General features: G+C 58.3%; 24 protein-coding genes. 18 read left to right on the forward strand and 6 right to left on the reverse strand.

What is annotated here, in order from left to right:
- Positions 1-12: 12 nt before the first annotated feature.
- Positions 13-978 carry a hydroxymethylbilane synthase gene (hemC, locus tag AC2FLP_RS06770; protein WP_496682409.1) on the reverse strand — a complete coding sequence of 322 codons (966 nt, stop codon included), beginning with the start codon at positions 976-978 and terminating at the stop codon, positions 13-15.
- A 106-nt stretch (positions 979-1,084) separates the two neighbouring features.
- Between hemC and hemE the strand changes: the two genes are divergently transcribed.
- On the forward strand, positions 1,085-2,119 hold the full coding sequence (gene hemE, locus AC2FLP_RS06775) for a uroporphyrinogen decarboxylase (protein ID WP_496682412.1): 1,035 nt from the start codon (positions 1,085-1,087) through the stop codon (positions 2,117-2,119).
- An 80-nt stretch (positions 2,120-2,199) separates the two neighbouring features.
- Here hemE and AC2FLP_RS06780 read toward each other — a convergent pair whose 3' ends face one another.
- Entirely contained in the window at positions 2,200-3,294 is a 1,095-nt protein-coding gene (locus tag AC2FLP_RS06780) for a CaiB/BaiF CoA transferase family protein (RefSeq protein WP_496682414.1), read from the reverse strand.
- 164 nt (positions 3,295-3,458) lie between these two features.
- On the opposite strand from AC2FLP_RS06780, the gene AC2FLP_RS06785 reads away from it, so the two are divergent.
- The 6 genes from AC2FLP_RS06785 (at position 3,459) to uvrC (ending at position 10,146) form a co-directional block, all read left to right on the forward strand.
- Complete coding sequence (locus tag AC2FLP_RS06785; RefSeq protein ID WP_299899313.1) at positions 3,459-4,388, forward strand: ABC transporter ATP-binding protein; 930 nt, start codon at positions 3,459-3,461, stop codon at positions 4,386-4,388.
- Complete coding sequence (locus AC2FLP_RS06790) at positions 4,385-5,146, forward strand: ABC transporter permease (protein ID WP_117870556.1); 762 nt, start codon at positions 4,385-4,387, stop codon at positions 5,144-5,146. The genes AC2FLP_RS06785 and AC2FLP_RS06790 overlap by 4 nt, the downstream gene beginning before the upstream one ends.
- A gap of 114 nt (positions 5,147-5,260) precedes the next feature.
- Positions 5,261-6,058 carry a S49 family peptidase gene (locus AC2FLP_RS06795; protein WP_496682419.1) on the forward strand — a complete coding sequence of 266 codons (798 nt, stop codon included), beginning with the start codon at positions 5,261-5,263 and terminating at the stop codon, positions 6,056-6,058.
- 171 nt (positions 6,059-6,229) lie between these two features.
- Positions 6,230-7,192: a calcium/sodium antiporter gene (locus AC2FLP_RS06800; protein WP_117872883.1), complete on the forward strand. Its 963-nt coding sequence runs from the start codon at positions 6,230-6,232 to the stop codon at positions 7,190-7,192.
- A 21-nt stretch (positions 7,193-7,213) separates the two neighbouring features.
- A complete protein-coding gene (locus tag AC2FLP_RS06805; RefSeq protein ID WP_299899309.1) occupies positions 7,214-7,993 on the forward strand; it encodes an SDR family oxidoreductase in 780 nt (259 codons plus the stop codon).
- A 290-nt stretch (positions 7,994-8,283) separates the two neighbouring features.
- Entirely contained in the window at positions 8,284-10,146 is a 1,863-nt protein-coding gene (gene uvrC / locus AC2FLP_RS06810) for an excinuclease ABC subunit UvrC (RefSeq protein WP_299899307.1), read from the forward strand.
- On the opposite strand, the gene AC2FLP_RS06815 is transcribed toward uvrC, so the two are convergent.
- Positions 10,143-11,027 (reverse strand): DMT family transporter, encoded by an 885-nt coding sequence (locus AC2FLP_RS06815; protein ID WP_496682423.1) that lies wholly within the window; start codon positions 11,025-11,027, stop codon positions 10,143-10,145. The two genes, uvrC and AC2FLP_RS06815, sit on opposite strands and share 4 nt — an antisense overlap.
- A 173-nt stretch (positions 11,028-11,200) precedes the next feature.
- Here AC2FLP_RS06815 and pgsA point away from each other — a divergent pair, with 173 nt between their 5' ends.
- The 4 genes from pgsA to AC2FLP_RS06835 all read left to right on the forward strand — a co-directional run bounded on the left by pgsA (position 11,201) and on the right by AC2FLP_RS06835 (position 12,992).
- Positions 11,201-11,869 carry a CDP-diacylglycerol--glycerol-3-phosphate 3-phosphatidyltransferase gene (gene pgsA / locus AC2FLP_RS06820; RefSeq protein WP_117872882.1) on the forward strand — a complete coding sequence of 223 codons (669 nt, stop codon included), beginning with the start codon at positions 11,201-11,203 and terminating at the stop codon, positions 11,867-11,869.
- 3 nt (positions 11,870-11,872) lie between these two features.
- Complete coding sequence (moaD, locus tag AC2FLP_RS06825; RefSeq protein ID WP_010443581.1) at positions 11,873-12,118, forward strand: molybdopterin converting factor subunit 1; 246 nt, start codon at positions 11,873-11,875, stop codon at positions 12,116-12,118.
- 3 nt (positions 12,119-12,121) lie between these two features.
- Complete coding sequence (locus tag AC2FLP_RS06830; protein WP_117870539.1) at positions 12,122-12,565, forward strand: molybdenum cofactor biosynthesis protein MoaE; 444 nt, start codon at positions 12,122-12,124, stop codon at positions 12,563-12,565.
- A 205-nt stretch (positions 12,566-12,770) separates the two neighbouring features.
- Positions 12,771-12,992: a hypothetical protein gene (locus AC2FLP_RS06835; RefSeq protein ID WP_162896831.1), complete on the forward strand. Its 222-nt coding sequence runs from the start codon at positions 12,771-12,773 to the stop codon at positions 12,990-12,992.
- 21 nt (positions 12,993-13,013) lie between these two features.
- Here the strand turns inward: AC2FLP_RS06835 and AC2FLP_RS06840 are convergent, their stop codons facing one another.
- From AC2FLP_RS06840 to ubiA, 3 genes are all read right to left on the reverse strand, one after another.
- Positions 13,014-13,334 carry a hypothetical protein gene (locus tag AC2FLP_RS06840; protein WP_117870533.1) on the reverse strand — a complete coding sequence of 107 codons (321 nt, stop codon included), beginning with the start codon at positions 13,332-13,334 and terminating at the stop codon, positions 13,014-13,016.
- Position 13,335: 1 nt separating this feature from the next.
- Positions 13,336-15,255 (reverse strand): OmpA family protein, encoded by a 1,920-nt coding sequence (locus AC2FLP_RS06845; RefSeq protein ID WP_496682426.1) that lies wholly within the window; start codon positions 15,253-15,255, stop codon positions 13,336-13,338.
- A gap of 64 nt (positions 15,256-15,319) precedes the next feature.
- A complete protein-coding gene (ubiA, locus tag AC2FLP_RS06850) occupies positions 15,320-16,282 on the reverse strand; it encodes a 4-hydroxybenzoate octaprenyltransferase (protein ID WP_496682429.1) in 963 nt (320 codons plus the stop codon).
- 12 nt (positions 16,283-16,294) lie between these two features.
- Here ubiA and AC2FLP_RS06855 point away from each other — a divergent pair, with 12 nt between their 5' ends.
- The 7 genes from AC2FLP_RS06855 to pheT all read left to right on the forward strand — a co-directional run bounded on the left by AC2FLP_RS06855 (position 16,295) and on the right by pheT (position 25,146).
- Complete coding sequence (locus AC2FLP_RS06855) at positions 16,295-17,020, forward strand: 16S rRNA (uracil(1498)-N(3))-methyltransferase (RefSeq protein WP_496682431.1); 726 nt, start codon at positions 16,295-16,297, stop codon at positions 17,018-17,020.
- Positions 17,021-17,148: 128 nt separating this feature from the next.
- Positions 17,149-17,868, forward strand: coding sequence for a GNAT family N-acetyltransferase (locus tag AC2FLP_RS06860; protein WP_496682433.1), 720 nt, complete (start codon positions 17,149-17,151; stop codon positions 17,866-17,868).
- Positions 17,865-18,392 (forward strand): hypothetical protein, encoded by a 528-nt coding sequence (locus AC2FLP_RS06865; protein WP_496682435.1) that lies wholly within the window; start codon positions 17,865-17,867, stop codon positions 18,390-18,392. The genes AC2FLP_RS06860 and AC2FLP_RS06865 overlap by 4 nt, the downstream gene beginning before the upstream one ends.
- A 64-nt stretch (positions 18,393-18,456) precedes the next feature.
- On the forward strand, positions 18,457-19,827 hold the full coding sequence (locus AC2FLP_RS06870) for a glutamate--cysteine ligase (RefSeq protein WP_117870515.1): 1,371 nt from the start codon (positions 18,457-18,459) through the stop codon (positions 19,825-19,827).
- 70 nt (positions 19,828-19,897) lie between these two features.
- Positions 19,898-20,971, forward strand: a complete 1,074-nt coding sequence (gene pheS, locus AC2FLP_RS06875; protein WP_117870512.1) for a phenylalanine--tRNA ligase subunit alpha — start codon at positions 19,898-19,900, stop codon at positions 20,969-20,971.
- 905 nt (positions 20,972-21,876) lie between these two features.
- Entirely contained in the window at positions 21,877-22,671 is a 795-nt protein-coding gene (locus tag AC2FLP_RS06880; RefSeq protein WP_299899284.1) for a CE1 family esterase, read from the forward strand.
- Positions 22,672-22,749: 78 nt separating this feature from the next.
- The gene (pheT, locus tag AC2FLP_RS06885) at positions 22,750-25,146 is read left to right on the forward strand and encodes a phenylalanine--tRNA ligase subunit beta (protein WP_496682439.1); all 2,397 of its coding nucleotides are present in this window, start codon (positions 22,750-22,752) and stop codon (positions 25,144-25,146) included.
- Positions 25,147-25,149 lie beyond the last annotated feature (3 nt).

Here is a 25,149-nt window from a genome sequence, read left to right on the forward strand (position 1 = left end):
CACTGAGCAAATTTATTTTGAATTTTTCCAATCGAATAGATCAGGTCCTGCCTGTTCAAGCAGTTCTGCCGCCATCGCGCGGGCTATTTCAGGCCCATCTTCGACGGGGCCGGTCATATCTCTGCTGGCGGTTTCCGTTCCGTCCGGGCGCAGCACTTCGCCTCGCAACCTTAGGGTGTCGCCGTCCAGTTCGGCAAGGCCGGCGATCGGGGTTTCGCAGGACCCGTCCAGCGCGGCCAGCAATGTGCGTTCGGCCGCCAGGCGCCATCCCGTTTCCGTGTGATGAATCGCTTCCAGCATTTCGGCTGCGCGCATGTCGTTGCTGCGCCGTTCTATGCCGATGGTACCCTGCGCGATCGCCGGCAGCATATCGTCAGGAGAGATGGCGCTGGCCGGAACCTCATCCATCCCCAAACGGCGAATGCCTGCCATCGCCAGAAACGTGCAATCGGCAACTCCGTCTTCCAGCTTTTTCAGCCGTGTCTGCACGTTTCCGCGAAACTCGACCACTTTCAGATCCGGTCTCCGGTTCAGCAACTGCGCACGGCGTCGTAAAGACGAGGTGCCCACCACGGCCCCATCGGGCAGATCGTGGATCGAGCCCAATCGCGGAGAGATAAAAGCGTCGCGCACATCCTCGCGCGGCAGGAACGTGCCCAGAACCAGCCCTTCGGGTTGTTCAACGGGCATGTCCTTTGTTGAATGCACGGCGATGTCGATCTCGGCGCGCAGCATCGCCTCTTCGATTTCTTTGGTGAACAGGCCCTTGTTGCCGATTTCCTTCAGCGGTCGATCCGCGTCGATCATGGCGCGATTGTCGCCGGTCGTCTTGATCACTACGATCTCGAACGCATCCTGTGGCAGATCGAACGCATCGCTCAGGCGCTGGCGCGTTTCGTAGGCCTGAGCCAGAGCCAGTGGCGAACCACGGGTGCCGATTCTGAGGGGCGATGCGGGGGTGGGCAGGGTCAAAGTCATGTGCACAGCTTTAGTCGCGTCACATTGCCCTGACAATGGGGGCTGAGCTTGACAAATTGCCGCCGAAGGACGACCCGTTGCCAAAACCTGAATGCTGGGGGCGAACATGGCCGAGACAAAGAAACTGCTGCGGGCGCTGGCGGGTGAGGTGCAGAATGTGCCGCCGATCTGGATGATGCGTCAGGCGGGCCGGTATCTACCGGAATACCGGGCCACACGTGCCCAGGCCGGGGATTTCCTGTCCTTGTGCTATAACCCTGAGCTGGCCGCCGAAGTCACATTGCAACCGATCCGGCGTTATGGGTTTGATGCAGCGATTCTGTTTGCAGATATCCTGCTGGTGCCGCAGGCCCTTGGGGCGGATCTGTGGTTTGTGACCGGCGAAGGCCCGCGCCTGTCGACCATCACGCAGCAATCCGAGTTTGACGCGTTGAAGCCGGTTGACGCGATTCATGAAACACTGTCGCCCGTTTATGAAACGGTAAAAATCCTGTCGCGGGAATTGCCCTCGGAAACCACTTTGATTGGGTTTGCCGGTGCGCCGTGGACGGTTGCAACTTATATGATCGCAGGGCGCGGCACGCCGGATCAGGGTCCTGCCCATGCGTTGCGTGAAGGGAATGCCGCGCTGTTCGAGGCACTGTTGGACCGGATCACGGCCGCAACGATCGAATATCTGTCCGCGCAAATCGAAGCCGGGGCCGAGGTGGTTAAGATCTTTGACAGTTGGGCGGGGTCTTTGAAGGGCGAAGCTTTCCGCAAATACGCGGTCGAGCCGTGCCGGGTGATCACGCAAGCCATCAAGGAACGCCATCCCGGTATCCCTGTGATTGGATTTCCGCGGGAAGCAGGCGACGGGTACATAGGGTTTGCAAAGTCGACCGGCGTGGATTGCGTGGCGCTGGACAATTCCGTGTCGCCTGAATGGGCTGCTGAGAAAGTACAGGTTGATGGCTGTGTGCAAGGCAACCTTGCCTCATCGCATATGGTGACAGGTGGTCAGGCGCTGGTGGATGAAACCCGGCGTATCGTTGAGGCGTTTTCCAAGGGGCCGCACATCTTCAACCTTGGGCATGGAATCACACCAGATGCAGATCCTGAGAATGTTCAGCTGATGATCGACACGGTGCGCGGCGGATAGGGTGAGTGGGAGGGGGCCAGCCCCCTCTTGGCCGCGGGCCAATTCACCCCCGGGATATTTCCGGCCAGATGAAGAGTGGGTCAAGCGCTTTTGGGGTCTCGGAGTTCGTTCAGGATCTCGGCGGTGTGTTGTCCGCGCGCCGGGCTGGGTTTCGGATGCCATTGGTGTGTGGAGAAGCGCGGGGCGGCGGCGGCCTGCAGGGTTCCGTCTGTCTCGCGCCAGGATAGACGAGCAGTATTCATCGGATGGGTTGCGGCCTCATCGGGACTGAGAACCGGGGCGACGCAGGCGTCTGACCTGTCGAACAGTTTGGCCCAATGTTCGCGCGGCCTGGACGCGAAGATTTCTGCCAGGCGCCGGGTCAGGTCCGGCCAGAGTTTGCGGGTGTATTGTTGCTGGAACGCCGGGTCATGGGACAAGTCCAGAATTTCCAGGAATCGGGCGTAGAATTTCGGTTCGAGGCATTGGACCGAAACAAATCCGCCGTCTGCGCAGGTGTAGGTTCGGCTCCAATGCGGGCCGTCCAACAGGCTTTGGCCGCGGGTTTCAGACAGGTTTCCGGTTTGGCGCATGGTCATAAGAAGGTTCATCATATGGGCCGAGCCGTCGTAGATGGCGGCGTCAACCACGGTGCCTTTTCCGGTTCTTTGCGCGTTGATCAAACCTGCCAGGATGCCCGTGACGAGATACATGGCTCCTCCACCAATATCGCCGACCAAAGTGGCCGGGGTTTGAGGCGACTGATCAGGAAGAGAGGCGTACCAGAGCGCGCCGGACAAAGCGATGTAATTCAAGTCATGTCCGGCTGTGTCAGCCAATGGACCATCCTGCCCCCAGCCTGTCATGCGACCATATATCAGTTTCGGGTTGCGGGTCAGGCAAAGATCCGGGCCAAGACCCAGCTTTTCCATCACGCCGGGGCGGAAGCCTTCGATCAGTGCGTCTGCTGTGTCAATCAGGCGGCGGGCGGTCGCCAGATCGTCAGTGTCCTTCAGATCAAGTGCGATAGATCGTTTGCCGCGGTCCAGAAGCGAGCGGTTCGGCATGCCCGGGGTTACAGCCTGGCCTTTGCGATGGATCGTGATGACGTCGCCGCCCAGATCAGCAAGCTGCATGGCGGCAAACGGGCCGGGGCCCAGCCCTTCGATTTCGACAATACGTATTCCATTCAACATCAGCGCCTCCGTTGTGGCAGAGTTTGCGGGTGGGTTGACGGATTGCAAGTTGGAATTGAGCATGGTTCTGACAACCATTAGAAAATGCGCAGCGCGTTGTGCGAAATTGCCCTGTTGCAGGCTGGTTCCGCGCGATAGGGTCTCGGTCGGAACGGGGAACAGATATGACGACCATTTTGTCCATCAAAGATCTTCGCAAATCTTACGCCGATGGGTTCGAGGCCCTGAAGGGTGTGTCTCTGGATATTGAAGAGGGCGAGATACTTGCGCTTCTGGGACCAAATGGCGCCGGGAAGACAACCCTGATTTCGACGATTTGCGGGATAACAAACCCGACCTCGGGAGTGGTCACAGTTGGTGGACATGACATCCAGTCCGACTATCGCGCAGCGCGCAGGATGATCGGGCTTGTGCCGCAAGAGATCGCGTTGGAACCATTTGAAAAGGTCAGGAACACGGTTCGGTTGTCGCGCGGGCTGTTCGGGATTGGCAAGGACAACGCGCGGATCGAAGAGATTCTGCGCAAGCTGTCCCTATGGGACAAGCGCAACAACGCGATCAAGGAATTGTCCGGTGGCATGAAGCGGAGGGTGCTCATCGCCAAGGCCCTGGCCCATGAACCTCGGGTGCTTTTTCTGGACGAGCCGACTGCCGGAGTGGATGTCGAGTTGCGCAAGGATATGTGGGAGCTTGTGGCGGAACTGAAACGGGACGGTGTCACCATCATTCTGACCACCCATTATATTGAAGAAGCAGAAGCGATTGCGGATCGTGTCGGCGTCATCGACAAGGGAGAGCTTTTGCTGGTGCAGAACAAAGCCACACTCATGTCGCAGATGGGTAAAAAGCAGATCGAAGTCATGCTGACCGAACCCATCGCTCGGATTCCCGACAGTCTGGCCAGTCACAATCTTGCCCTCAATGGCGCGGGTGATTGCCTGATCTATACCTACGATACCCACGCGGATCGTACCGGCATAACGACCTTGCTGAATGACGTGTCCGAGGCCGGTTTGGTGTTGCGCGACGTGCAGACCAGGCAATCAAGCCTGGAAGAGATTTTCGTCAATCTGGTATCCGGAGAGGCCGCATGAACTGGACCGCGATCGCTGCTATCTACCGGTTCGAAATGGCCCGTTTCTTCCGCACTCTGGCACAGAGTTTTCTGTCGCCGGTTCTGTCTACGTCGCTTTATTTCGTGGTGTTTGGCACCGCCATCGGCAGCCGTATCCAAGAGGTCGAGGGCGTTTCATACGGTGCGTTCATCGTGCCGGGGCTGATCATGTTGTCGGTGGTGATGCTGTCGATTTCGAACGCGTCGTTCGGAATTTACTTCCCCAAGTTTCTGGGCACCATCTACGAGCTGTTGTCCGCTCCGGTCAATTTCATCGAGATCGTGATCGGATATGTCGGTGCCGCCGCCACAAAGGCGCTGTTTGTGGGGTTGGTGATATTGGTCACTGCGACGTTTTTCGTCGATATTCGGATCGAGCATCCATTCGCCATGGCCGCGTTTCTGATCCTGTCCTGTCTCAGCTTTTCGTTGCTGGGATTCATCATCGGGATCTGGGCCAGCAACTTCGAGCAGATGTCGTTGGTGCCGCAGTTGGTGGTGACGCCACTGATCTTTCTGGGGGGTACGTTTTATTCGATCTCGATGCTGCCGCCATTGTGGCAGACCATCACGCTGTTCAATCCCGTGGTCTATCTGATTTCGGGTTTCCGCTGGTCCTTTTACGGGCTGGCAGATGTGCCGATTGTTTTCAGTCTTCTTGCTATTGTCGCTTTTACAGGTCTGTGCCTGGCGGTCATCGGTTGGATCTTCAAAACCGGTTGGCGCATTCGCAGCTGACCTTCGCCAAGGCGTTGCATTTTTGCCCATCGAGTGTGGGAATTTGGTTCACGTCGCGTTTAAGGCTCGTAGAGTCCCTTGTTTACGAGTTGGGGGCACTCTACATCGGCACCCATGAAACTCAGCCTACCGTTTGTCAAAAAGCACCCCTGTGTGGCCGTTGTTCGCCTGTCCGGCGCCATTGGTATGGCCGGTCGCGGTTCCCTCAACGACACCTCTCTGGCCCCGGTTCTTGAGAAGGCGTTTCGCAAAGGAAAGCCTGTAGCTGTCGCGCTCGAGATCAACTCTCCGGGCGGGTCGCCTGTGCAAAGCTCTTTGATTGGCGCACGTATCCGGCGATTGTCGGACGAGTTGGACGTGCCTGTGGTCGGATTTGTTGAAGACGTTGCGGCGTCAGGCGGCTATTGGCTGGCTGCTGCTGCGGATGAAATCTGGGCCGACGACAGTTCGGTTCTCGGGTCGATCGGAGTTATTTCGGCCGGGTTCGGCGCGCATGTCTTTTTGGCGCGGCAGGGATTTGAACGGCGTGTCCATACAGCTGGCAAGTCGAAATCGATGCTGGATCCCTTCTCGCCGGAAAAGAAAGAGGATGTGGCGCGCCTGCAAGGGCTGTTGGGCGACATCCACGAAAACTTCGTAGCGCATGTCAAAGCCCGCCGAGGCAACAAGCTGGATCAAACCTCCGATCTGTTTACGGGTGAAATCTGGCTGGCGCGTCATGCGCAGGAGCTGGGTTTGATCGACGGCATCGCCCATCTGAAACCCAAGATGCAGGAACGCTTTGGCGACAAGGTCAAGTTCCGCCGGTATGGCGTGCGCAAACCGATCTGGTCGCGTTTCGGGGCCAGCCTGGCACAGGATGCCATTGCCGGATTAGAGGAGCGGGCGGCCTACGCGCGTTTCGGTTTGTGAAGTGATCATCAAGGTTGTCACACTTTTTCTGATTGGCATGGGCGTCTTGGCGATGTTTGGCAAACTGCGCTTTCCGGGGCAAAAGAAACTGAGCTCGGCCAAGTGTCCACGCTGCGGGCGGTTTCGCATAGGTAAAGGCCCCTGTGCCTGCGAAAAAGGGGGCCGGACTTGATCACCACATGGCTGCTGTCTGGTCTTGGCCTGTTGATCCTGCTGCTGGCAGGCGATGCCTTGGTGCGTGGTGCTGTGAATCTGAGCCTGCGTCTCGGCGTCCCGGCGCTGATCGTCAGCCTGACGATTGTAGCCTTTGGTACGTCGGCACCCGAGTTGCTTATTGCGATCAGCGCGTTGAAAGAGAACGCGCCCGGTATCGCGCTGGGCAACGTTGTCGGATCGAACACGGCCAACATCCTGTTGGTTCTTGGCCTGCCCGCATTGCTGGCAACGATTCACACCAGTGAATGCAACAGCCGCAGGAACTATGTGTTCATGCTGATGGCGACGGTTCTGTTCATCGGGCTGGCTTTTTGCGGCACGTTCACCGTCTTCAGTGGCCTGATCCTGCTGGCGGCTTTGGGTCTGGTTCTTACGAATGCCTTTCGTGAGGCAAAGGCACATCGCAAGGCCTGTGGTGAGGCATGCGCGGAGGATGACGAACTGGAAGGTCTGGAAGAAGCTGACCCGGACATGCCCTACTGGAAGGTATCGATTTACCTGATCCTGGGCCTGGTGGGACTTCCGATGGGTGCCCATTTGCTGGTGGACAACGCGACCACGATTGCGAAAACTTATGGAGTCAGCGAAACGGTCATCGGCCTGACCCTTATCGCGGTAGGAACCTCTTTGCCCGAACTTGCGACGACGCTTATGGCCGCACTGCGCAGACAAGCCGATGTCGCGCTGGGTAACGTGATCGGTTCGAACATGTTCAACCTTCTGGCCATCATCGGGATCGCAACCTGGTTTGGTCGTATACCAGTTACCCCAGAGTTCTTGCGGTTCGACTTGTGGGTCATGCTGGGCGCATCGCTGCTTCTGGTTCCGTTTGTGTTCCTCAAACAGGACATCTCGCGCGTCTGGGGGTTGGTGTTGACTTTCCTTTATGTGCTTTATGTCACTGTATTGCTGGTGTGATCTGACAAAACGAGGTGAAGCATGACCCGAGCTTTAGTGACCGGTGCCGGTATTCGTCTGGGCCGGGCCATGGCGCTGTATCTGGCGGGTCGTGGTTTTGATGTGGCCGTGCACTACGCCTCCTCCGAAGGCCCGGCGCAGGAGACAGCGGCAGAGGTGCAGGCGCTTGGCCGTCAATCCGTGGCCCTGCAGACCGATCTGCTGGACGAGGCTCAGGTTCAGGCGCTGCTGCCCACAGCGGCAGAGGCGCTGGGCGGGCCGATCACCTGTCTGGTGAACAACGCGTCGATCTTTGAATATGACAACATCCGCACGGCAACCCGGCAAAGCTGGGATCGACATCTCGGCAGCAACCTGCGTGCCCCCTTTGTTCTGACGCAGGCAATGGCGGATCAGGGGCTGAGCGTTGGCACAGATGAAAATGGCGAACCGCTCGCAACCGGCCTTATCGTCAACATGGTTGACATGCGAGTGCGAAAATTGACGCCCGAGTTCATGTCATACACCATCGCGAAAATGGGTCTGTGGACGCTGACCCGAACGGCGGCGCAGGCATTGTCTCCGACGATCCGCGTCAACGCGATCGGGCCGGGCCCAACGATGCAGGGTCACCGCCAAAGCGAAGAACATTTTCAGGCACAGCGTTCCAATACCGTGTTGGAGCGGGGGTCCAACCCGTCTGACATAACTGCCGCGCTTGGGTATTTTCTGGATGCACACGCGGTTACCGGGCAGCTTTTATGTGTGGATGGTGGTCAGCATCTGGGTTGGAAAACTCCGGATGTTCTGGGCGTAGAATAAGCAATTTTGCTGCAAGTTTTGCACCGATCTCAATTGTGTTACATGCGCGTTACAAAATTGTCTTTTTTTTCATACACTTGCTAAGTATGTAAAAAAATATCGTTTAAAAACAAACATTTAAATTGTTGCTTAATTTTTGTGCAAGTTAGGGAAGAGGCAAGGAAACAAGGGGATTTTCGATTTTCCGAAAACTTATCTTCACACTTATCCACAGAAACCGTGGATTTGTTTACTCTTGATCTGAGTGGCGTGAGATTGCAGCCATTGTCAGAGAATCATATCTCAGGGTCATGACTATCGACAGCGAATCGTCCCTTTCCGGCTATGCCTGTATTCAGCGCCATGTAAAAACGCTGGAAAGTTCTCCAGGTGTATACCGCATGCTCGATGCCGACAGCCGGGTTCTGTACGTCGGAAAAGCTCGAAACCTCAAGGCACGGGTGTCGAATTACACACGTCCGGGTCATTCGGGTCGGATCGAAAAGATGATCGCCGCGACGGCTTCGATGATGTTTTTGACCACGCGAACCGAGACCGAGGCATTGCTGCTGGAGCAGAACCTGATCAAGCAGCTCAAGCCGAAATACAATGTATTGTTGCGGGATGACAAAAGCTTTCCGAACATACTGGTCGCCAAGGATCATGACTTTCCGCAGATCAAGAAACACCGCGGGGCGAAGAAGGAAAAAGGAGCCTATTTCGGTCCCTTTGCCAGCGCAGGTGCGGTGAACCGGACATTGAATCAGTTGCAAAAAGCGTTCCTGCTGCGCAACTGCTCGGATTCGATGTTCGACAGCCGAACACGGCCTTGCCTGCTGTATCAGATCAAGCGTTGCTCCGGGCCGTGTGTCGGCCTGATCTCGGAGGAGGATTACCGTGAAAGCGTGAAGGATGCTGAACGCTTCCTGTCGGGTCGCTCGACCAAGGTACAGGAGGAGCTGGCCGAGCAGATGATGGCTGCGTCCGAGGCGATGGAGTTCGAACGCGCCGCCGGTCTGCGTGACCGTATCCGGGCGCTGACGCAGGTGCAGACCTCTCAGGGTATCAACCCGCGCGGTGTTGCTGAGGCGGACGTGATCGGCCTTTACATGGACAGCGGTCAGGCCTGTGTGCAGGTGTTTTTCATTCGTGCGAACCAGAACTGGGGCAACAAGGATTTCTATCCGCGCGTCGGGCCGGATGTTTCATCTGCCGAAGTGATGGAGGCCTTTCTGGGTCAGTTCTACGACAACAAGGAACCGCCGCGACAGTTGATCCTGTCGGACGGAATCGAAAACGTTGATCTGATGCAGCAGGCGTTGGCTGAAAAAGCCGGGCGCAAGGTCGAAATCCTTGTGCCGCAACGTGGCGAAAAACATGAACTGGTTGCCGGCGCCTTGCGCAACGCACGCGAGGCTCTGGCCCGCCGCATGTCGGAAAGCGCCACGCAGGCAAAGCTGTTGCGCGGGCTGGCCGAGGCGTTCGAACTGGACGGTCCGCCGGGTCGGATTGAGGTCTACGACAACTCTCACATTCAAGGCACCAACGCGGTTGGCGGCATGATCGTAGCGGGCCCAGAGGGGTTCATGAAAAACGCCTACCGCAAGTTCAACATTCGCGGAGATGACCTCACACCGGGTGACGACTTCGGCATGATGAAAGAGGTACTGAACCGTCGTTTCACCAGATTGCAAAAGGAAGACCCGGATCGCGACAAAGGGCTGTGGCCTGACCTGCTGCTGATTGATGGCGGTGCCGGGCAGGTAAGCGCCGTGCATGAGATCATGGTCGAACATGGGGTCGAAGACATTCCCATGGTCGGCGTCGCCAAAGGGGTCGACCGCGATCACGGCAAGGAAGAGTTTCACCGGATCGGCCAGCGCCCATTTGCGCTGAAACGAAACGATCCGGTACTGTATTTCATTCAACGCTTAAGGGATGAGGCGCACCGGTTTGCCATCGGCACCCATCGCGCAAAGCGGGCAAAGGCCGTAGGTGCGACACCGCTGGACGAGATCCCCGGTGTCGGGGCGGCACGCAAACGTGCTCTGCTGGCTCATTTCGGCAGCGCCAAAGCCGTCAGCCGGGCCAATCTGGCCGATCTGAAAGCGGTCGAAGGGATCTCGGCCGGTTTGGCGCAGAAGGTTTACGACTTCTTTCACGACAAGGGCTAGGCACGCCGACCCCGCCACAGGATATAGAGGCCCGAGACAACGATCAGCGCGCTGCCGATCCACATAGTAGGGTCCAGGCTTTCACCGAACACTGCCACACCCAACCCGATGCCGAACAATAGTCGGGTGTACCGGAACGGGGTCACGGCAGACACTTCGCCCGTGCGCATGGCCTTCATCAGCGACGCATAAGCCATTACCCCCATCAGCACCGCCCCGGTTAGGTGCAGGCTTGTTTGCACGCTGAGTGAGACCATCGGCGCGCCCTCCCAAAACCGATAGGCCACGCCGGCCACGATGATGCTGAGGAAGCCGTAAAACCCCAGGACTTCGGTTCCAAGCGTGGCAGGTGCTGCGCGGCTGGCCAGATCACGTCCGGCAAATCCCAGCATTCCCAGCACTGCCAGTATCGACAGCAGCGAAAAACTGTCTCCGGTGGGTTGCAGGATGACGACGACGCCGATCATGCCGACAAAGATAGCGCTCCAACGCCGCCAACCGACTGTCTCGCCAAAGAACAACGCGGCGCCTGCAACAACGACCAGAGGCGTGGCTTGCAGAATCACCGTAGCCGAGGACAAAGGAGTCAGAGCAATGGCCAGAACGTAAAACAATCGACCAAAGACCTCGAAAAGTACTCGAATTTTCATCGGGCGGGACAGAACGTCAGGGTGCAGCAACCGATGCCCGCGCGCCAAAGCCACCGCAGCAAATATCACGGACCCACCCACACCAAAAAGAACCAGAACCTGCCATATCGGGAGTGCGGCTGAGGCGGCTTTCAGCAACGCATCCTCCAGCGCAAAGCCCGCCATCGCGGTGATCATCCAGAGGCTGCCGATCATGTTTGATCGGGCGTCGGTTTGAATATGCGCTGTCATCTGGTACTTTCTGGTTCGGCTTGCGCGGCAATCTGACCGCAAAGCCGGGAAAGGCCAAGAGGTTCTGTTCTGAGACGCCAGGCCTGCGGCGCTTTGACCAAGCGTTTGTGAGTGATGAAGTTTTTTGCCTGATTGGCTTTTCTGTTCCGGACCAGCAATATAGGGTCCAAGCCATGAAGTGGAATTTACCCAATCTCCTGACTGTGCTGCGCCTGCTGGCCGCGCCCGGACTGGCTGTTATGTTTTTGTATTTCACCCGTCCCTATGCGGACTGGTTTGCACTGATCCTGTTTCTGTCAGCGGCGATTACCGATTGGTTCGATGGGTATCTGGCCCGCGCATGGAAGCAGGAGACCAAAATCGGAGCGATGCTGGATCCGATCGCCGACAAGGCCATGGTGGTGATCGCGCTTATGATCCTTGTGGGCTATTCGACCGAGCATTGGACACCGTGGCTTGTTCTTCCTGCAACCGTGATCCTGTTTCGTGAAGTTTTTGTGTCGGGCCTGCGGGAATACTTGGGCGATGTGGCCGGCACGCTCAAAGTCACCAAACTGGCCAAATGGAAGACCACGGCCCAGATGGTCGCCATCGCAGTTCTGTTTTCGCAGGGTATCTTTGAGCACTATGCCGTGATGGCGAGTTTTGGTATGGATGCCGAGCTGGTCGAGCAAATCATTGCGGGTCAGGTCGAAGACGTGAACCACCTGCGCTTGAATGTCGATGGCATGTACTGGGCTGGTCAGGTTGGGCTGTGGCTGTTGTGGATCGCCGCAACGCTAACATTGATCACCGGCTATGATTATCTACGTAAAGCCATGCCTCATCTGAAGGAGAGCTAACCGATGGATGTTCTTTATTTCGCATGGGTGCGCGAACGCATCGGCTTGCCAAAAGAAAAGGTCGAAACGCAAGCGGCCACAGTTAGCGACCTGGTGGCTGAACTGAGCGCTCGGGAAGACCGCTACGCTGCGGCGTTTGCCGATTTGTCCGCCCTTCGCGTCGCGTTGGATCAAGAGCTGTCGGACTTCGATGCTTCGCTGGCAGGAGTTCGGGAAGTTGCGTTTTTCCCACCGATGACGGGCGGTTGAACGATGCGGATCGCGGTTCAGGAAGAGGCATTTGATCTGGGGGCAGAGGCCAATGCTTTTGCCGCCGGGGATGATTCCAACGGGGCCATCGTTACTTTCACCGGCGTTGTGCGCGACCTTGCAAGCGGTGATCTGGATGTGATGGAGATCGAGCATTATCCGGGTATGACCGAGCGCGCCCTGACCAAGATCGCCCAAGAGGCCAAGGATCGTTGGTCGTTGGGCGATGTGCTGGTGATTCATCGTCATGGACGTCTGGCACCGGGCGACAAGATCATGATGGTGGCCACGGCGGCACCGCACCGCAAGGATGCGTTTGAAGCGGCGGAGTATCTGATGGATTATCTGAAATCGCGTGCGCCGTTCTGGAAGAAAGAAATCACCCGTTCCGGCGCGGAATGGGTCGCGGCCAAAGAACAGGACGAAGACGCGTTGACCCGCTGGTAGTGCGGCGCGACCGCCGTGGTGGCTTGTGGACCCGAGCGGGTTCAATTCTCATCCAGACACTGGTTCGCGAATCTGCACCAAATCCGTGAAAAATGGATCGGTAGGATGGCGGCTTGCACTACGGATTGAGTTGCTAAGGCCTTGCGAAACAGACAATTCATTCGGACAAAGCCCGGCCCCGATCAGCGGTGCGTATGCCCGGCAGATGATCGATAAACTCTGGATCGTCCACTATGCCGTGTCGCTTGGTCGCCATTGCAGTCTGGTTTTCCGGATGGGAACCGAAGCTTTGATGCAAACGTCCTTCCGTCTGGAAGGGGCGCAATTGGCGCGTTGTAGGAATTGCGCAGGGGATGGCGTGTTCTGGCCGTCGGTTGGCCTGGAAGACCCCGAAGACCCGTTCGCAGATTTGGCACAGGTCTTGTGAGACGACCGGAAAGACGGTCGTTCAGTCGGCGTTGTTGATCCGCCCGCGCATTTCCTCGGCCTCTTGCCGCGCGGCGCGCAGGCCGTCCATGGCTGCGGCCAGTTCTGCCTCTGTCTGGGTCAGCTGATTGGTCAACTCGGCTTCGCGTTGCTGAAGGTAGGTTATGGCCTGATCGCGGGTTTCTTCCGCTTCGTGCAATTCCTGGCTCATGCGATCCAGATCAGCAACGTCGCTTTGGCGGACGCGGGACAGGCGGTGGGCCAGCCAGTTGGCAAACCAGCCCATGCAGAAGGCCGCAAACAGAATGACGGCAGTGGCGATGATGAATTCGGTTCTGTTCAACTTACTTGTCCTCTGCATCCGCATCTGGTGCGGTCGTGTCGGTCTGATCCGCCTCGGGCGGGTTAGTCTCGGCCTCGAGCGCTTCGAGACCTGTTTCGGAGGCCTCGACTGGTTCGGGGCGGATCAGCCGGAACTCGATCCGCCGGTTTTCCTCGCGGCCTTCTTCGGTGTCGTTATCCGCAATGGGCTGTGTTTCACCGTATCCCACGGCAGTGTAGCTGCTAGTGGGAATGCGCCGCCCGCGCAGCTCGTTCAGAATGGATTGAGCCCGTGCCTGGCTGAGCTGCTGGTTCATCTCTTCGCGGCCCTGGCTGTCGGTATGGCCTTGTATTTCCATACGGATCGGTCCGCAGTCGCGCAGGATATCCGCGATCTGGTTCACGGCATCGCGCGAGTCGGACGCAATCGTCGCCGATCCGGGTTCGAAAGCAATTTTGCTGACAGTCTGAACTTCGGCGATCTGCGCTTCGCAGACTTCAGGATCGGGCAGAGCATCTTCGGGTTCTGGCGGTGGCTGATAAGTGATCGTCAGGGTGAATTCCTGCCCCTCTCCCAGCTTGTCCGACAGCTGACCCGCAATACGGGCCTTGGCATCTTCTTCATGGCTGAGGCCAGTCAGTTCGACTGTGTCCGGCGTCACGGTCAAGGCGCCGTTGTGAAGTTGTGCCAACGCCTCAAGGCCAGCGAGAACACGCACCGGCCAATCTGCCGGAAGCCCCGGCACGATGCGGGTTGCTGTATAGACCTGGTCCGAGCCAAAGGCCGCGCGGGCATAGCTGTCGACCATATCCCGCAAGGTTTCATCCCCCAGACGCCCTCGCAGTTGCACCAGCCCTTCGGGACTGCGGGTCGCCGAGAACTCTATGGGTCCGGCCTGTTCGCTGGTTTCGGGTTCTGGCAGAACAGCGTGCAGGGCAAAGACCTGAGGCAACGCTGTTTCAAGTTCGCCCACAATTCGGTCGAACATGGCTGGATCGGTGCCTTGCGCCGCAACCAAGGTAATGTCGGCATCCGACATTGTGACCGAGCCTTTGCCGATTCTGGCAAGCGCCTGAATGCTCATCTCGGCTGCTTCGGGCCAACGCGGTGAGGGCTCACCCAGACCGATGGTACAGGAATATGGCCCTGACAGTCCGGCTTCGCGCGCGGCGGTCACGATCCGGTCGCGGGCCTTTTCATCCTGTGCCGAGCAGGCATCAAATTGCCCACCTTCTTCGTTGATCAGATAACGCAGCGTAAAAGGCGTAATAACGGGCCGGGGGGCCGAAATCGCCAGCCCGATCCGCAGGCTGGGCGGTGCGGCGCGAGTCAGATCTTGTTCGAGACGTTGTTTTTCCTGTTGGCTGTCCGCAATGGCGGTGATTTTGACCAAATCCGCACTTGCGGAAATTTTGGCGCGAGGCAGGCTGGCCAAAGCCTCGATGGCATAGGATATCGCTGCATCCCAACCGTCGGGCTTGGGGTAATCTGCCGTTTCCATCAGGTCCGAGACCGCGATGTTGCGGTCGAGATTGCTCAGCCGTCTGATCAGGTCATCCCTGTCTTCACTGGCGGGGATCAAACCGATGATCGAGATACCGTGATCATTGCGCAGAATTTCTGCTGAAAAGCGTGGTGACGCCAGGGCCGAAGTCGCTTCAACCTCCATTTCATCGATTACGCGGGACGCATCGACCTCGGTTCCGGCTGCTGTCAGCGCGTTAAAGCGGGTCGCCTCATCCGGTGCAGTTCCGGTCAGGACCACGCGCAAGCCATGGGATTCAACCTCGGCCCAGTCATGGCCTTTGAGATCAAGCGACCGACGCACAGCGAATTCCGAAGTCTCTTCGATCTTTGTAACGGCATAGCTGGCTGCCAAAAGCGACAGCCCGGCTGACACAAGAAAGATCAGGGAAACAACGATAAAATACGGCAGACGCATATTTGGGCTCGACACTCCTCAGGCGGTTGGGCCGATCTTTACAGGCCCCGTTCAGCAGGTGCAATCAGAGCAACAGGGCAACGCAGAGGAAGATCAGCGGAATCAAGCCAGTGTCGCGGTTGACCCTGAACAATTGCAACAGCCTGGCATTGTCTTCGATGTCCAGCGCGCGGAGTTGCCACATCATGTGCCAGCCCATTGCCCAAGGCCCACAGAGCGCAACGCCCAATGCCAGCATCGAGGCATCCGGCACCCCTGCATCGACGATGGCCAGTCCCATCAGCGACACCGTCGCCACCAAAAAGTACTTCAGCCACCTCGCTGTATCGGCTCCGAACAGCCGGGCGGTTGACTTGATGCCGATCAGTTCGTCATCCTCGGCATCCTGATGCGCATAGATGGTGTCGTAGAACAGGGTCCACGCGATTCCAGACAGGTAAAGAGTCACTGCAGGCCATCCCACGGAACCGCTATGCGCCGCCCAGGCCAGAAGGGCGCCCCAGTTGAAAGCCAACCCCAGGAACACCTGAGGCCACCAGGTAAACCGTTTGGCAAACGGATAGATCGTCACTGGCAACAGGGACAGTACGCCCATGGCAATGGCCGCCTGATTGAAACTGAGGAGGATGCCCAACGCCAGAATGCATTGCAGGACCATCCACGCCGCAGCCTGCCGGACACTGACCTGACCCGAAGGGATCGGGCGCGAGCGTGTGCGTTCGACCTGCCGGTCAAATTCCCGGTCCGTAATGTCATTCCAGGTGCAACCTGCGCCCCGCATCAGAAAGGCTCCGAATGCGCATCCTATGGCGATCCACAGATCTTCCCAACGCGGCTGACCGTCGTGCAGGATGGCCAGCGCCAGCCCCCACCAGCACGGAATCAGCAACAGCCATGTCCCGATAGGCCGGTCCGCGCGGCTGAGGCGCAGGTAGGGGCGGGCAAAGGCCGGGGCACGGGTGTCAACCCAGTTGCCGGTGACGGCATCAGCGACTTGACCATCTGGTGTTGGGGCATTGCCTTGCATATGTAAGGTCTCATGAGTGCGAAGATCAGACTGTATGTAGAGCAGCCCTTGGGTCAGGGGCAATCGGTTCCTTTGACGCGCGACCAGGCGCATTACCTCTTTGGTGTCATGCGCCTTGCGGTCAAAGGGCAGATCGCCCTGTTCAACGGGCAGGACGGAGAGTGGTTGGCCGAAGTCTCGGAGGCGGGAAAACGCGGAGGAACGCTGACCTGCCTTGAGCAGACGAAACCGTTGCAGTTGCCGCCCGATCTTTGGTTCCTGTTTGCACCGATCAAAAAGGCCCGCACTGACTTCATCGTGGAAAAAGCCGCGGAAATGGGCGCGGCGCGTATCATGCCGGTGCAGACCGAGTTCACAAATTCCGAACGTATCCGGCAAGACCGCTTGCAGGCCCATGCCGTCGAGGCGGCCGAGCAATGCGGCGGAACCTTCGTGCCCGAGGTCGCCGATTTGCAGCGGTTGGATCGGCTGTTGGATGCATGGCCAGAAGATCGGCAACTGATGTTCTGCAACGAAGCCGAGGTTGGATCGGCCTTGCGATTGGCCGCCAATGAAAAAGGTTACCCGTGGGCGATTCTAATCGGCCCGGAAGGCGGGTTTTCTGACAGGGAACGCGCGCGTCTGACAGGGTTGCCATTCGCGCATGTCGTCAGTCTTGGTCCGCGTATCCTGCGGGCCGACACGGCGGCAGTCGCTGCGCTGACCATGTGGCAGCAGGCTCTGGGGGATTGGGCGTAATGTGGCGCGCAGCGCTACAGAAGGATGTTCCAGAAGTTCAGCGGTTTTTGCGCCTCCACCTCCAAAGCTCGATGTTTCCTTTGGGCAATTTGGAAGATTTCGGTCTGGGTGGTTCCCATCCTCGGGGCATGTCGTTTTGGTTGCTGGGTAACCCGCTGCGCGGTGTCTTGGGTATCACCAATGAAGGAATAGTCTTTCCGCAATGCCCCAACGTGAAGCGTGCAGAGCTTTTTGCCGCCTGGGATTGGATCCAAAACCGAGCTGTCTCGGGAATCATCGGTGAAACGGCGCAGGTTAGAGACTTCGTCAAAATCGTAGGTTGGCGAGACAGGCTGACGGGTCTCAATGACGATGAACCGGCATTCTCACTTAACCTGAACAACCTTGTTGTTCCTCAAATGGAAGATGTGCGCCTTGTTCCGTTGACCGGAGTGGATCGCAATCAAGTGATTGCCTGGCGGAAGCAATACCTTCAGGAAACGCCGGGTTTGCTTCACAAGGAACTGGACAAGCAGGCCAGAGAAGACCTGAAACGTTATCTGGAGCGCGACAGTCACAGAGCCCTTATCTACAAAGGACAGCCGGTTGCGATGACAGGCTTCAATTCGGCGCTTTCGGATGTCGTTCAGATCGGTGGTGTATTTACCCCGCGCGAGCTGCGCGGGCGAAGTTATGCGCGCACCGCTGTCGCTTTGCATTTGAAAGAGGCGCGCGAGGCAGGTGTGAACCGAGCCGTCTTATTTGCCGCTTCAAATGCGGCCGCTCGTGCTTACATAGCGATTGGATTCATGCCGACCGGTTCGGTCTCACTGGTTCTGTTCAACGATCAAACGGAGTCCGCTCAATGAGCTTTTTTCGACCAGAGGCAAAACTGGCACTTTGGCGCTGGCGTGAAGTACTGGTCGCGGCTTTTGTCCTGATCCTTGGCGTCAGTTGGGTCAGCGGGCCGGGTGGGTTGCTGGCCTGGGTCGGTTGGTTCCTGATCGTCGTGTCCGCAGCTTTGGCCGTGATCGGCATACAGCGCGTACGGTTCAGAACCGGCGCAGGCGGGCAGGGCGTCGTTACGGTTGATGAAGGGCAAATCACTTATCTCGGCCCTCTGGATGGCGGCATTGTTGCGACACGAGAAATCGAACGGCTTGCACTTGATCCGACCTCCAGTCCGGCGCATTGGGTTCTGGATCAGCCTGGGCAACCGACGCTTCACATTCCTGTGAACGCTGAAGGAGCCGAAGCTCTGTTCGACGTTTTCTCAAGCCTGCCGGGCTTGAAAACCGAACAAATGCTGTCTGAACTCAACGGCAGATCGCCGCATAAGGTCGTTATCTGGGAGCGTACGTCCTCGCGCCCTCCACACCTTCGGCTGCATTGACACTGGCGCAGTTTGCCCCCACGACTGGCCAAAAGACAGACACATCAGGATCGGAGCACGGTTCATGTCCATCCCTCAGTCCGGCGGCGGTCCGATCGAACGCCACGAGCAATTGGCCGAATATCTGGAGTCGGGCTGCAAGCCCAAGGCAGACTGGCGCATCGGCACCGAGCATGAGAAATTCGGCTACTGCAAGGACACGCTGAAACCGTTGCCCTACGAGGGCACCCGTTCGATTGTGGCCGTGCTGGAAGGTCTGCGGGATCGCCATGGCTGGGCTGAAGTCCGCGAAGCAGGTCATCTGATTGGTCTGGAAAAGGACGGCGCCAATGTCAGCCTGGAGCCGGGCGGCGCGCTTGAGCTGTCGGGTGCTCCGCTTGAGACCATCCACGAAACCTGCGATGAGGTGAACACCCACCTGCGTGAGGTGAAGGACATCGCAGATGAGATCGGCGTGGGTTTCATCGGTCTCGGCGCGGCTCCGACCTGGACCCATGACGAAATGCCGTTGATGCCCAAGGGGCGTTATCGGCTGATGAACGATTACATGGAAAAGGTCGGCACCATGGGCCGCGCCATGATGCGCCGAACCTGCACCGTTCAGGTCAATATCGACTTCGGGTCCGAGGCCGACATGGTGCAGAAACTGCGCGTCGCGTTGGCCTTGCAGCCGGTGGCAACGGCGTTGTTTGCGAACTCGCCCTTTTTTGAGGGCAAGGTAAATGGCCAGAAAAGCTGGCGCAGTTACATCTGGCGGCATCTGGACGATGCCCGCACAGGAATGCTGCCCTTTGTTTTCGAAGACGGCTTCGGGTTCGAGCGTTACGTGCAATACGCGCTCGATGTGCCGATGTATTTTGTGTATCGCGACGGCCAGTACATCAATGCGCTGGGCATGTCCTTCCGTGACTTCCTGAAAGGTGAACTGCCCGCCCTGCCGGGTGAAACGCCCACGCTCAGCGATTGGGCCGACCACCTGACCACCGCCTTCCCCGAAGCTCGGATCAAGAAGTTCATGGAAATGCGCGGGGCCGATGGTGGACCATGGCGTCGTCTGTGTGCCTTGCCTGCCTTCTGGGTCGGTCTGACTTACGACCAAACGGCATTGGACGCGGCTTGGGATCTGGTCAAAGGCTGGGACACCGAGACCCGCGAGGCGCTGCGTGTCGCGGCCGCCAAAGATGGCCTGCAAGCGAAAGTCGGCAACATCAACATGCACGATCTGGCGCGTGAGGTGGTGGCGATCTCTGAGGCCGGCCTGAAAGCCCGCGCCTATCCCGGGGCCGGTGGACTGGTGCCGGACGAGACCCATTTCCTCAACGCGCTCAAGGACAGCATCCAAAGCGGGAAAGTGCCTGCGGATGAGTTGCTGGAACACTACAACGGCGACTGGAACGGTGATCTGACCCGGATTTTCCCTGAATACAGCTATTGATCCGACCGGTCCCGCTTGCATTTGCGGGGCTGGCCCGATAGCAGGTTGGCGACCAAATTCAGAGGGCGTCATGGACGATCTTAAGGCAAAATATCTGGGCCAAATCGCCGAGGCAGGCGACGAGAACGCGCTTGAGGCGATCCGCGTCGCCGCCGTGGGTAAAAAGGGCGAAGTTGCGCTGAAAATGCGCGAGCTGGGTAAGATGACGCCCGAGGAACGCCAGGTCGCAGGCCCGGCGCTGAACGCCCTGAAGGACGAGATCAACTCGGCCCTGTCCGCCAAAAAGGCCGGGCTGGCCGATGCCGCGCTGGATGAACGCCTGCGCACCGAGTGGCTGGACGTCACCCTGCCGACCCGGCCACGTGGCCAAGGCTCGATCCACCCGGTCAGCCAGGCGACCGAGGAACTGACCGCGATCTTTGCCGAACTGGGCTTTTCAGTGGCCGAAGGGCCGCGGATCGAAACCGACTGGCACAATTTCGACGCCCTGAATATCCCCGGCCACCACCCCGCACGGGCCGAGATGGACACGTTCTATATGCACCGCGCCGAAGGCGACGAGCGACCGCCGCATGTGCTGCGCACCCATACTTCGCCCGTCCAGATCCGATCAATGGAGCTGCAGGGCGCACCGATCCGCATCATCTGTCCGGGCGGCGTCTACCGCGCCGATTATGACCAGACCCACACGCCGATGTTCCATCAGGTCGAGGGGCTGGCTATCGACAAGGACATCTCGATGGCGAACCTGAAATGGGTTCTGGAAGAGTTCGTGAAGGCGTTTTTCGAGGTCGACGACGTCGAACTGCGCTTCCGCGCCTCGCACTTCCCCTTCACCGAGCCGTCGGCCGAGGTCGATATCCGCTGTTCGTGGGATAACGGTCAACTGAAGATCGGTGAGGGTGACGACTGGATGGAGATTTTGGGCTCGGGCATGGTCCACCCCAAGGTGATCGCCGCCGGTGGGATTGATCCTGAGGTCTATCAGGGCTTTGCCTTTGGCATCGGCATCGACCGTCTGGCGATGCTGAAATACGGCATTCCGGATTTGCGGGCCTTCTTTGACAGTGATCTGCGCTGGCTGCGGCACTACGGGTTTGCGGCGCTGGATATGCCGAACCTGCATGGTGGTTTGTCGCGATAGGGAAACCGTTGGACGACTGGCTGACATCATATCATGATTGGTGGTAACTCAAAGTTTCCGGACGTCCTCTACTTTGGTTATTGTGCCTGATTACTGCCTTGTTCGCACCGCCGGTGTTGGCATCACTTGTTTTCGATTTTGGGTCGGCGGTTGTTCTAACCACTTTCCTAGTGTCGGCACTGTTGTTTTTGCCGGGAATGCTCATTGCCGGATTGGCGTTTGTGCAGATCGGGGCATTTCAGATGCGTGATAAAATCCAAAGAGAAAAGACACAGGATCTGATCAGCAAGCGAAATGGCAGTTTTTGGACATGGTGGTAGGTAGTGTATCCGTTGGGTGGATATCTGTCGCGCTATATTGACTGGTGGCGTCGCCGTGTGGTGAATGCCCCATTCCTTTGGTTGATTGGCATCTTGTTTGTTACAATATCTATTCAGCTTCTAACGGTAATGCTGTACGAGCCCGCTGCGGTTTGGATATGGCTTCTGTTATTGCTAGCGGTAGTTCCTGGTTTATGGGCGGCGATGAACGTTCTTTCAGAGAGGTCAGACCGAGTGAAAGAGATCGAAGATCGGCAGGCAATGGTCAAAAAACTAATTAATAGATACGCAAAAAGTAGATCGAAATGATCTCAGCCGAAACAGCGCGGAGCAAAGGCCGATAGGCCGCGCTATCTCCAGACCGCCCGCACGGGCTGGCGATTTGTCTCCGCCAGCGCTTCGTATGAGTGTTTCTCGGACGTGGCTGCCATAAACTGCCCACCTTAACCCGAAGATCGCCATCCCGCGGTCTGGCGATAACGCGGCTTGCGACTTGCCCCAAAGGTCTGGCGATGGCGCGGCTTGTTACATGTTCCCACGGGGTTGTGACGTGACATGGGCCTCAGGCTGGGTAGGGTCAGCCGAATGACATATCGACTGCTCTGCCTGTTTCTGCTGATCGCCACCCAAGCTGCCGCCGTGGATACCTGCCATGGCGATATTGCGTGTAAGATTGGTGACCGTTCCTATCATGTGTTGGAGCCTGACGGCTGGGACGGCGAAAGCCCCTTGCCTGTTTTGCTGCATTTCCACGGCTGGGCGCGGCAGGGCGATGTGGTGGTGAACCATGAGCGCATCGCGGGGGCCACAAAACTGCGCGGCGTGTTGTTGGTGGCCCCGAACGGTTTGGGCAAAAGCTGGAATTTCTGGAACGCGGATACTGAAGACGTCGATTTTGCCGACCGTGTCTTGCAGGACGTTGCCAGTCGTTATCCGATTGACCCGGATCGCATCTATGTCTCGGGCTATTCCTTTGGCGGCGCGATGGCATGGCGTTATGCCTGCCAATCGGGTGACGATACCGCCGCGCTGCTGGCTATTGCTGGGTCAATCCAGCAGACCGAGCATTGTCCGCAGGCCCCGGCGCAGGTGCGCCACGTGCATGGGCTGGACGATACGGTGATGGGTTTTCCCTTTGGACCGGGCGACGATACCACCTATCCGGTGGCGCTTTGGAAAGCGAAGTTTGACTGCAACGGCGCAACCCCGCGCGGGGACTGGAGCGTGAGACCGTTCCTGACGCTCAGCCGCGTGGAATGGACCGATTGTGCGCAGGGGCAGGTGGTGCTGGACACCCATCCGGGCGGGCATTTCATCCCGCATGGCTGGATCGGGCGGCAATTGGACGAGCTTTTGGGCCGCACCCCCACCTATCCGTGACCCGCAGCGCTTGCACCTTGGCGCATTCTTTGTCATTGCCTTTGCCAAACGGATATCTGCCAAAAAAGGCCCCGAGCAATGAAATTCACTCTGTCCTGGCTGAAAGACCACCTCGACACCGATGCGTCGGTTGATGAGATCACTGAGGCGCTGACCGACCTTGGCCTTGAGGTCGAAGAGGTTATCAACCCGGCTGACAAGCTCAAGGACTTTACGCTGGGCTATGTGAAACACGCGGAAAAGCACCCCGACGCCGACAAGCTGCGCGTCTGCAAGGTGGACACGAATGAAGGCGAATTGCAGATCATCTGCGGCGCGCCCAACGCCCGCGAAGGGATCACTGTCGTCGTCTGCAAACCGGGCATGTATATCCCCGGGCTGGACCTGACGATCAGCGTCGGCAAGATCCGCGGCGTCGAAAGCTTTGGCATGATGGCGTCCGAGCGTGAGCTGGAATTGTCGGACGAACATGACGGCATCATCGAATTGCCCTCGGGCGAGGTCGGTGACAGGTTCGTTGATTGGCTTGCCGAGAATGAGCCCTCGAAAGTCGATCCGATGATCGAGATCGCGATCACGCCGAACCGGCCCGATGCGCTGGGCGTTGAAGGCATCGCGCGCGATCTGGCGGCTCGCGGGGTCGGTACTTTGAAACAGCGCGACTACGTGCCGGTGCCAGGCGATTTCGAAAGCCCGATCAAAGTATCGATTGATGAGGATACGCTGGATGGTTGCCCGCATTTCACGGGCCGCCTTATCAAGGGTGTCAAGAACGGCCCCAGCCCCCAGTGGTTGCAGGATCAGTTGAAGGCGATCGGGCTGCGTCCGATTTCGGCGCTTGTGGATATCACCAACTACATGACCTTTGACCATAACCGCCCGCTGCATGTGTTTGACGCGGACAAGGTGCAGAGCAACCTTCGCGTTCATCGCGCAAAAGGCGGTGAAACCCTGGTGGCGCTTGACGAGAAGGAATACACCCTACAGCCCGGCATGATGGTTATTTCCGATGACAAAGGGCCGGAATCCATCGCAGGCATCATGGGCGGTCAGGAAACCGGCTGCACCGAGGATACTGTGAATGTGTTCCTGGAAAGCGCGTTTTGGGATCATGTGCAGATCGCGCTGGCGGGTCGGGCGCTGAAGATCAATTCGGACGCGCGGTATCGGTTCGAACGCGGCGTGGACCCTGAATACACTCTGGAAGGTCTTGAGCACGCAACCCAGTTGATTCTGGACATCTGCGGCGGTGAAGCGTCCAAAGTGGTCGAGGCGGGTAAAGCGCCGAACCATGCACGTGCGTACAAGCTGGATGCTGAACGGGTGCAGTCTCTGGTCGGGATGGACATTCCCGAAAGCGAACAGCGTCAGACGCTGACCCGCCTCGGGTTCCGTCTGGAGGGCGAGATGGCCCACGTGCCAAGCTGGCGCCCCGATATCATGGGTGAGGCCGATCTGGTGGAAGAGGTCGCACGGATCGCCTCGTTGACCAAGTTGCAGGGCAAACCCTTGCCGCGTGTCACCGATGGTATTCCCAAGCCGGTGATGACACCGGCTCAGCGCCGCCAGTCCATGGCGCGCCGCACCTGCGCCGCGCTGGGTTACAACGAATGCGTCAGCTATACGTTCATCGATCAAGCTCCGGCCGCTTTGTTCGGTGGCGGTGACGATGCGACCATGCTGGAAAACCCGATCTCGTCCGAGATGAGCCACATGCGCCCCGATCTGCTGCCCGGATTGTTGCAGGCCGCGGCCCGCAATCAGGCACGCGGATACGCCGACGTCGCCCTGTTCGAAGTTGGCCCTGTATTCCATGATGGCGAACCCGGCGACCAGAAAACCCAGATCGCCGGCCTGCTGGTTGGCCGCAACGGCCCCAAGGATGTGCACGGGGCATCGCGCCCGGTGGATGTCTTTGATGCCAAGGCGGATGCCGAGGCCGTTCTTGCGGCGATCGGAGCACCGGCCAAGGTGCAGATTCTGCGCGACGGCGATGCCTGGTGGCACCCGGGTCGCCACGGCAAGATCTGTCTGGGGCCGAAAAAGGTACTGGGTGTCTTTGGTGAGTTGCACCCGCGCGTGTTGCAGGCGATGGATATCAAGGGCCCGGCAATGGCCTTTACGATTTGGCCGGACGAGGTTCCCTTGCCCCGTAAATCCGGTGCCACACGTGCCGCATTGGAATTGCGTGATTTGCAAGCGGTCGAACGGGACTTTGCCTTTGTCGTGGATGAAAGCGTCGAGGCGCTGACCTTGGTAAACGCGGCAGCAGGTGCCGATAAGGCACTGATCGAAGATGTACGTGTCTTTGACGAATTCATCGGCGGCAGCCTGGGTGAAGGCAAAAAATCTCTGGCCATCACAGTACGCTTGCAGCCGACGGACCAGACGCTGAAGGAAAAGGACATCGAAGCGGTGGCCGAAAAGGTTATCGCCAAGGTTACCAAGGCAACCGGCGGCGTTCTGCGCGGTTGATGC

The sequence above is a fragment of the Ruegeria sp. CDSA141 genome (genome assembly GCF_059612005.1).